This window comes from uncultured Methanobrevibacter sp., assembly GCF_937898925.1.
Classification (GTDB): Archaea; Methanobacteriota; Methanobacteria; order Methanobacteriales; family Methanobacteriaceae; genus Methanobrevibacter.
The window spans coordinates 1-9973 of sequence record NZ_CALDKF010000062.1; the positions used below are offsets into that span (position 1 = coordinate 1).

A 9973-nucleotide genomic window follows, 5' to 3' on the forward strand; every position below is an offset into this window, starting at 1 on the left:
TGACGTCGTCCAATGCGTGAGCTGCCTCAGTGAGCACAATATCAACCAATGTCTTACCATTGATAGCAACCTTCTGCTCAAGCTTACCGTCCCATCCAAGGTAGGTAACACCAAAACCGCCATAACCAAGAAAATCAATAGCTTACCAAAGTACATTTCAGAAGGAGTGTATTTGGTTCCTGTTGACTGTCCAGTTCTAAGCATCACACAAGTAATTATTGCCCCTACCCACATGGATAAAACCAAATAGAACGGAGCGACTTCAGAACCATAATCTGGAACAGCATAGAATTCATTTTCCTTTAAGACAACTGGAGAATAAATATACTCTCCAACTTCACTTTCATTCACACCAGTTATGCTGGAAAGGGAATCTGCAGCACCTGAAAGACCGCTTGAAGCTGAAAACAATGCAGAAGAAGCACCATTCGCAAGCAATGCAGAACCTGCAGCTAAGCTTACAGAACCATCAGCCAATTGGGAACCTCCATTTGCAACACTAGAAGCCCCTTCAGCCAAATCAACTGAACCATTTGCTAATTTTGAAGATCCTTGTGCAAGATTGCTTGAAGCTCCAGCCAAATCAGAACTTGCATTAGCCAATTCCTTAGAACCATGCACAACTGGCTTAATCTGATCAGGCAAGGTACTTTCATCAACAGCACTGTCTAATTGCTTTGCAGATTCCTGCACTTGAGAGGAACCAGCAGAAATTTGGTCTGCAGAGGATGAAATCTGTGAAGATCCCTCTTTAACTTGAGAAGAACCTGCAGAAAGGTCATTGGCTCCTTTCTTCAAATCATTTGCTCCAGATTTTACTTGAGAAGCACCAGATTGCACTTTTGAAGCACCAGCACTTAATTGTCCAGCACCAGAGGACATCTGACTTGCACCGGAAGCAAGTGCAGACTGCAAGTCTCCTAATTTTTCATAGGCAGCAACATTAATGAATTGGACAATGTTTGCATTGATCTTATTGTAAACCGCTCTTGCTGCAGAATCACTTAATTTTGAAGCCATTGGATTGGATTTCCTATTGACAATGTATTCCAATTCTGCAGAATGAGGATCATCAGAGGTAATGGATTTGATGGAACTGCTGAAATTCTTTGGAATGACTATTCCAGCATAATACGTTCCATTCTTAACCCCCTCCCGCAGGTCATCTTCACTTACAAAAGTCCAATAAAAATCATCATTTCTTTTCAATTCGTCTTCCAGTTGGTCCCCTACATTAATGTCTTCACCATCAAATGTTGCACCTTTATCCAGATTTGCAACTGCAAACTCAAGATTACCAGTATTGTCGTAAGGGTCCCAACAAGCTTGAATGTTTATAAGAGCATATAAAGAAGGTAAAATTATAATGGCAAGCAATGTCAAGACAACAATAGGATTTTTAGTGAATACATCCTTAAAATCCTTTTTAAGAAGTTCACGTACATTACCTAGCCCACTTCCTAAATTTAATTCTCTCATATTTAACCTCACAATTTATAAAAAATCTGTAAAATCATAAAAAGTCATAAATTATATGAAAAATCTGTAAATATATAAAGCAATATATTTATCTTAAAAAATCTGTAAAATCCATAAATCAATCTATAAATAAACAATATGGTTATCTTTAAAAAATCTGTAAAATCTATAAATTCATCTATAATTTTATAAAAAAAATCTGTATAATCTATTAAATTTTATGTACTTATTAGTATTTATATTTAATAATTAATATAGTTAAGTTATAAAAAAGTAAAAGGCTTTTAAAAAAATAGTGAAACACAAAAATAGAAATAATTAAAAAAAGAATTAATAAAGAATTAAAAAAGAAAAATTAAAAAAATAGAAAAAGAATTGGAAAATTGAAATTGATTAACTATTTAATTTTAAAATAGCTTCTGCTAAATCTCCGCCGGTTTCTCTTAATGCCTCTTCAGCATCTGCAGCACTTACACCAGCAGTGTTAGCAACCATTTCAATGTCTTCTTCTGGAATTTCAATTTCCTTTTCCACTTCAACTGCAGTTCCAGTGACTTGATAGGTTTCTTGACCCATAACAGTCATTAAGCTTACATCTGCAGGTGAAATGATTAAATCCTTATCATCACAACGAATAATAACTTCTTGGACACCTTCAATTTCCTTCATGTCCATACCCATTTTCTTCATTTGTCTTTGCATGTTCTTTAATTGCTTTGGGTTCATACCAGGTATCATAATATTTCCTCTAAAATTTTATTAAAACAATAATCATATTTTTTTTGAATTTTATTTAATTATACTCTATAAATTAGAATATATAATAATTTTTATTTTTTAAATCCTTTTCTTGTTTTGATTGCTTGACCTGTCTTGAAGTCCAGCATCTCCTTGTGATTTAAAAGAGCTTTACCGAATGCCAATAGCTCTCCTTCTTCATTCACAATCAAGACTTCATCATTTGATCTTATGTTTTCATCACAATCAATGATGAATTTTGCAAATACGCTTTTTCCATCACGGGCAAAGGATTCAACACTATTGTCAATCATTACCTTGTTTCTCATTCCATCAATAGTTGCAAGTCTTTTTGCACCTAACTTGGAAAGAATCAAAAAGCTGTCTGATGCTCTCATATTGACAATGTTTTGGTTCTTATCAAACACATGTCTGATCTTACCTGTCTTTTTACTCTTTTCAATCTTGATCTTTCCAGTGAATAATGCATCTCCAGCGCCATGGCCGAACTGATAATCAGCGATTGCCTTCAATTTCTTGATGTCATCCTTTTCAAACTTGATTTCTTCAGGATGTGGGTATTCTTCAATGAAATCAAGCTCAAGCTCATCCAATACCTTAGGATGAATCAATACATTATCATAATTTTCAGCAAAATCAACTAGGAAGTCCCTTACAAACTCAACAGCAATCTTGTCATGAATCTTAGGGGCATCACTTTGGCTTAATGGATAAACCTCATCCAATTCAAGTGGAATAAGACAAAATGGAATGTCCAAAACAGCAAAATCAGTTTCCTTATTGTCAATTATGCAAGGCTCGTCTTCACCTTTTGATTCATCCTTTGCATAAACAAGGAATTCCTTAAAGCTGTTTGACAAGTACTTGCTGTAAGGCTTTCTATAAGCTGGAAGGACAACAAGGTTTTTCTTCTTATCCATGTTCTCCAATTGCTTTAAGTGTCTTGTAACCTCTGCTCTTTTCAATGATTCAGGACCAGTATAGAAAAATGCAGACTTCTTGCTTCTTGGGTCATACTTTTCCAAGTCTTCACTGTACTCGCCTAAATGTCTCAATGCATCAAGAAGCATAGGGTGAGCTCTGCAACGTTCCTCTACAAGTTCCATCAAGCTCCCTTCTGCAATGGCTTGACGGATGAGCCTAAGCTCTGCAAAGCTTACATGAAGGTTATGTTGAGCAATGAGCTTCACTCTTTCTTCCTTAGGCATTGCCCTTAAGTCATCAGGAGTGTATTTGCAGCACACTTCACAGGAACAAGGCATTTCTGTCATGTTCTCAAGCTTGATTGTACCTCTTGTAGTGAGGAACCTGTCTCCCTCTGCATACAAGATGTAAGCTGCTGAATCGAATAGATCACATCCCATTGCAACGCAAAGGGCAAAAATCATAGGATGTCCTGCACCCATCAAATGACGTGCCTTGGAATCAGGCAAGCATTTTACTGAATGCATTACAGCATCAACAAGATCCCTGTAGTGATACATTTCCATAAGAGGAACCACTGCTCCAATCGGATACAAGTCTGCATCAAGCTTGGTCAATTCAGTTGCACAGTATTCACGCAAATCAGGATATGTGGATCCTTGTACCACAGAGTTTATTTTCATTTCATAATCGTTATCCTTAACATAACTGATGGCTTCCTTAGCACGTTCAATGGTGATTTCAAGGTCTTCTTCAGCTTTCTCCCTATCAACATAAGGACCTGTTGGAATGTCAAGGGAAGTACCTATATCGGTTCCAATAGCTTCCTGAAACTCGATTACTTCCTTGTTTGTAATGTCCACATCACCGTAGACAGACAATTGGAATGAACCTGAATCAGTCATGATCGGACCATCAAAATTGATGAGCTCATGCAATCCGACATCCAATGCCTTCTTGCTTAAGTCCTCATCCTTATAAATCAAATAAGCGTTTGTGATTACAATGTCTGCACCATAATCCTTAACATTAATTGTTTGTTTTCTTGGATGGATTACAGGCATCAAGTTAGGGGTCTTGACATCTCCGTGCTTTGTCTTTAAGACACCCACTCTTCCTCTCATATCTTTTGCTTTAATTTCAAACATGATTTTCTCATCCTTGCTAAATAATAAAAAGTAAATTTAATAAATCTTTAAAATTGGTAAATATGCTAAAATCTTTTAAAAATATAAAAAAATAGATTTATATATCTTATATTAACTTATTAGTTTAAAAAGTTTTTTAATGAAATAGATTATTGAATTTCATCGATTATTGGATTCAAAGCATCAAAATACCCTATTGAATTTCATCGATTATTGGATTCAAAGCATCAAAATCAATATAACTGACATTTTTCCCATATGTTTCAATAACCGCATTTATTTCTGCAGTCTTTTCCTCTTCCTTCATTCCTTTTACTTTCCTATGGATAAAAGCCATCATTGTTTTGTGCTTCAGGTTTAGATTTGAATAATCTATTGCCCCTCTCAAGAAATATACTCTAGCCTTATTATAAATGCATCCATGAACCTGTTGCTTTATTCCATTCATGATTTCTTCCCTATTCTTTTTATCATTAGGGTCTGCCAATCCAACGGTTCCAACAATAAGTTTCTTATCCTGAACATTCCTGATTTTATTTAGGGTCTTTTTTAGACCCATGATGCTTCCAGCGTATAAAGGTCCAAGATAGACTATTGTATCATACTGATTTATGTCTGTAATCTCAGTGTATTCCACTGTTTCAATGCCAGTTCTTTTAGACAACTCATCAGCATATTGTTTTGTTGATCCATATTGTGAAGCATAAATTATTATTTTCATGATTTCATTCCCCATTTTCTATAATGGACATGCTCCCTTTATTTTTAATCTCTTCCAAACGGCTCATCATTTCCAGAACACGTGTTCGGGTATTGTTATCTTCCAAATACTCCTCTTTATAATCATTCTCAGGCTCTACAATATAGAATGCCTCTTTTGACAGAACCCCTGGAATGTTCATCTTTACAAGGTTTCTCTCAACTCTCCTCTTCAATGGTTCATCATCCATCTCTTGGCCTAAGAATATAGGAGTCTTTACAGCGGATGATATTTTGGTGTTATGGCGTGCCATATGCCTTTCTTCAGTCCTGTTGTCAAGTATCTCTTTAGAGGATAAGTTTAGATTTGGGTCTCTAAATGGAATACCTACATCAGACAATGCCATCTTTATCTCATCATTCTTTGGAAGTGATTTTGTAAGATTTTTAGGATTTGGTGAAGCCAATGTTCCACCTTGGAAACGTCCGAAGATTGGACCTAAGGATACATAAAAATCCGCTTCAATAAAACCCATTCTTACAGGAGCGGATGAAGTATATGTACAGACAATTCCATTTTCCTTAATCACTCTTCTAAACTCCTTGAAAAAGTCTACTGACACCAATTCAGGAGACATGTTTTGGCTGAAAGGATCCAAAAATATTGCATCATAAGTGGCATCAGGAAGTTTTTGTATTACTTGCCTTGCATCATCAATATGAATCTTCAAGCCAATGTTTTCTGGAATTTCAGTGCATTCAAGTTCCAATGAGGCATATTCGCAATCGATTAATGATTGCTCTATTGCCTTTTTGGTAATGTCATGAGCTTCTATTGGAGAAGGAACCATCAATCCAGCTGCAAGGGTTGGCTTGGATATTTCAAGCATATCAATGTGCAGATTCTTATCACTGTTCTTTAAAAAGTCATCAATAGCTGCAGATGCATTGTATCCAAGTCCTGCACAGATGTCTAGAATAGCTATGTCTTCACCGTAATCAAGCTTTAATGGCTTTATGAACTTTTCAAATGATTCACTGATTGCACCTGTTGAGGTATGCAGGGTCTCGACTTTATGATTTATTTCCTTTGACTTGATGCTGTATGATCCATCATCTGTCTTAACAAAATAGTCATTGTATTTGGAGAATATGGAATTTCTATACTTGGCATCCTTGTATTCTCTCTCATTGTCAAATGCTTCATTTATTAAATCATAAATGGTTTCATCAATTACAGTAGACTCTTCAACATAGCTCATTTAATCACTTGAATTGTTATAATTATAAAAAATGTACTATTTTAATATTAGTTTAATTATTATTTAAAGTTAAAGTTTAATGAATTTAAGAATTGATTTGAAAAATTAAATCATTATAAACTAATTATTTTAGCATTGGAATTCAATTCTTGAATTTTTTCTAAGACTTCATTTAATGCTTCATCATCAACAGGAGAAAAAATAGTAAATTCCTGATTTAATGATTTGCATTTGCTTTCTGCTAAATTATGGGTTTTAAAAATCTCTACATTAAAATCAGCGTATTTTTCAATACAATTTAAAATATCTTTTATATTCTCCTCTTTTAATGTATATTCATTGTTTAAAGGAATTCTAAAAGTAATGTTTTTCTTATCTAAATTGGAACTGTTTATTAATTCTAAATTCTCATAATATAAATCAATATCCAAATTTAAAACATTTTTAGCCTCTTTTTTATCTAATACCTTCATATCAATGAAAATTTCATCAATATATTGAATAGCTATTTCTAAAAGATTAGAAGGTGCAGATAGTGAAGTTTCAAAACAAATGTTAATATTTTTACTCTTTAATGACTTTAAAAGAGGTTCTAATTCTCTTATTTGAAGCAATGGCTCTCCCCCAGAGAATGTTACTCCTCCATTGTTCTCTACGTAAAATGCTTCATCCTTTAGAATCTCCTTTTCAAGGTCTTTCAAAGAAATATCATATCCAAAGGATTCATTTTGACTATTATGAGTGTAATTTTCTATTTCAAAACTAATATTTTCTGGATTACAGCACCAAGGACAAGTTAGATTACATCCTTTTAAAAATACAGTTGTCCTGATTCCTGGACCATCATCCAATGAAAAATGCTGTATATTTGTAATTCTAACTGTCATATTATTACCTAAAAATATAAAAATTAAAAAAATAAGAATAAATCGTTAAAAGTTTAACTAGCTATTTTACCTTCATTCTTTAAAGCCCTACTAATTAATAAATCCTGATATTCTTCAGGCAAGTCATTGAAGTATGCACTGAATCCCCAAACCCTTACAATGAGATTTGGATGTGCTTCAGGGTTTTCCTTTGCTTCAATTAATGTTTTACTGTCTACAACATTCATCTGCATTTGGAAAAATCCTAATTGTATGCTTGAATAAATGAAATCTGTAAATTTATCAGTATGATTCTTAATGAAATCAGGTGAAAGCATTAAATCAACTACATTTCCATTGAATTTTGCTCCACCATAATCCAATTTGGATGCAAAACGCAATACTTCTGTAAAGTCTTTATTGGTGTCCAAAGAGATATGTGTGGATAAAGGTTCACCGGCTTTTCTTCCATCAAATGAAGCATTGATTTCAGCTCCTGCGCTAATATAGGAAGGTGCACTTAAACCGAATTTGATTTTACCGCCAAACTTATTGGTGTAATCTTTAAAGCAATCCTCTAAAAATTGGATAATCTCATTGGAAATATCCAAAATTTCTTCATCATCCATACCAAAACGAGGATTGACATTCTTTAAATCAGTTAAAATCGCCTGATACTTGTCTTTCTTGAAATTATTTTTTCTCATTTTATTCAATTCATTCAAGGAGTATTTCCTATCTTCAAAGACAAGTTTCTTAATAGCATATAAACTGTTTACAGTATTTGCAAGTCCAACGGTAGTGATTCCATAATGATTATACTTAGCTCCCCCTTGAGATATATCCATATTCTTTTCATTGCAGTCATCTATAAACAAGGAAAGCAAAGGATCATTATTCCATTCAATATTGTCAAGGAATGCTATCAACTCATCAGCATCTTTTTTTAGATAATATTTATATGAATTAAACAATTCACCAAAGCTATTTACATTTTCTAAGAATTGTTCTGTTTCATTATCGAAAAACTCATTTAAAGGTTTTAAATATGAAATGAAATTAATATTGTTTTGTTCAAAACCTTTTCCGACAGCAGAAGGTTCCCAACAAGCGGAAACAACATAATTATTTGCATCTTCCTTATCATATCCAAATTCGATCATTTTGTCAATAACCACTTCATCGTTAGAGAACAATGGGCTGCCAATTCCAGTATTGATGGTTTCCAAGGACAATTCAATCAAATCACGTGGAGTTTCACTACTTACCCTAAGCAATACTTTGGGATCTGGCAAATGAAGCTCTTTTATTGCTCTAATAAACATGTAAGTTAAATCATTGTAGAAATAGTATTCACCATATTCATCATCATATTTTCCACCGAGAATGATTACTTGGCCAGTATCTCCCATTAAAGCTGCGCTTTTATACCAATAATAAGTATGCAATGTCTTTAAAAATGATTTGATTAAATCATATGCATCTTCTTGAGTAATTAGCCCACTGTTTAAATCATCAAAATAGCAGTCTTCAAGAATCTTGTCCAATCTGCCAAGACCATTCAAACCATGACCAGTTTGCCATAATAACTGATTGTAGAATAAAATACGTTGCAGTGCCTCTTCAAAGTGTTCTGCTGGCTTATCAATCATATTTTCAAAATAACGGGCAAATTTAGCCCTATCCTTATGATTGGAATTCCTTAATTTCTTAATTATTCTATAAATCAATAATTCAATACCATCAAGTGCATCTAATTGGTTTTTAATAAAATCTGAACTTAAGTCACGAGCAAATCCACGGCCTGCTTTAGGATGGAAATATAACTCATTATATTCATAAACGGAACTTTTTAGAACTTTAGAATAATCTATAGATATATTATCGATTATATGTCCATCTTCAGACAAATGTTTAAATTCATCTAAAAAGAATATGAATCCTGATTTCGGAATATGAATATCCACTTTCCTAAATAGGTTCTTGATTTGTGTTCCTTTATTAAATTTAGAGCCAGTGATGTAGAATCTGTGCATATTTTTAGCTAAATAACTGCTGGCTTTCTCTTTACTGCCAAACCTTCTTGTCAATCTACGAAGTAAAAAAGCTAAAGTAATGGATCTTCTACCCATTGAATTATCTTGTGCTTTGTGATAAACAGGCTTTGCAATTTTCTTTAAAAAACTCATAGTTTAGCTCCCTCATTCATAGAATATAAAAAAAGAATAGAACTAATAAATAGTAATAATTTTTCATATAAAAATTTATTATTCTTATTATCTATTTAGTAATTCATTAATAATATATTTATCAGTATCATCAATTGTTCTAGTGATAAATAATGCTAAAAGATACACAATCAAACCAATTGGAATTGCTAACCATAATGACACATTAATTAAATGAAGAACAATAGTTAAGATAACACCACAAACAATAAGTTTTATTATAGTTTTTAATAATGATAAATCCGGTTTGTACTCTGTTTTGGAAATGGAGTACATCATAAGCACTAAAATCAATATTTCACTAAGCACTGTTGTAATTGATGCACCAATATATGACCAAACAGGAATGGTAAGATAGTTTAAAACAATGTTAAATATTGCAGCAACAAGGTAAATCTTGGTTACTGAAACTTCTTTTCCAATTGAATTTAGTAAGGATGTTGCTACACCATTGATAAAGAGGAATACCACTGTCCAAATGAGTATTTGCATAGCTGGAGAAGCTAAAGCATATTGGCTTCTATAAATTAAATTTATTATGTATGGAGAGTAGAAATAGACCCCTATACATAAAGGCAATAAGATTAATAATGAGTACTTAAATGACT

Annotated in this window: 8 protein-coding genes; all 8 read right to left on the bottom strand. The window is 33.2% G+C overall.

All coding sequences use genetic code 11. The features are described from left to right. The coding region (locus Q0409_RS04815) for a YhgE/Pip domain-containing protein (RefSeq protein ID WP_298535663.1) at nucleotides 1-1479 on the bottom strand (1479 nt) is incomplete at its 3' end. 393 nt (nucleotides 1480-1872) lie between these two features. Continuing rightward, entirely contained in the window at nucleotides 1873-2217 is a 345-nt protein-coding gene (locus Q0409_RS04820) for a nascent polypeptide-associated complex protein (RefSeq protein ID WP_298535665.1), read from the bottom strand. A gap of 92 nt (nucleotides 2218-2309) precedes the next feature. Further along, a complete protein-coding gene (gene tgtA, locus Q0409_RS04825; RefSeq protein WP_298535666.1) occupies nucleotides 2310-4310 on the bottom strand; it encodes a tRNA guanosine(15) transglycosylase TgtA in 2001 nt (666 codons plus the stop codon). A gap of 193 nt (nucleotides 4311-4503) precedes the next feature. Further along, entirely contained in the window at nucleotides 4504-5031 is a 528-nt protein-coding gene (locus tag Q0409_RS04830) for a flavodoxin domain-containing protein (RefSeq protein WP_298535668.1), read from the bottom strand. A 4-nt stretch (nucleotides 5032-5035) separates the two neighbouring features. Then, entirely contained in the window at nucleotides 5036-6271 is a 1236-nt protein-coding gene (locus Q0409_RS04835; RefSeq protein WP_298535670.1) for an MnmC family methyltransferase, read from the bottom strand. A gap of 113 nt (nucleotides 6272-6384) precedes the next feature. Further along, entirely contained in the window at nucleotides 6385-7158 is a 774-nt protein-coding gene (locus tag Q0409_RS04840; protein ID WP_298535672.1) for a 4Fe-4S cluster-binding domain-containing protein, read from the bottom strand. A 53-nt stretch (nucleotides 7159-7211) separates the two neighbouring features. Continuing rightward, nucleotides 7212-9326 carry a pyruvate formate lyase family protein gene (locus tag Q0409_RS04845; protein ID WP_298535674.1) on the bottom strand — a complete coding sequence of 705 codons (2115 nt, stop codon included), beginning with the start codon at nucleotides 9324-9326 and terminating at the stop codon, nucleotides 7212-7214. 87 nt (nucleotides 9327-9413) lie between these two features. Continuing rightward, the coding region (locus Q0409_RS04850) for a polysaccharide biosynthesis C-terminal domain-containing protein (RefSeq protein WP_298535676.1) at nucleotides 9414-9973 on the bottom strand (560 nt) is incomplete at its 5' end.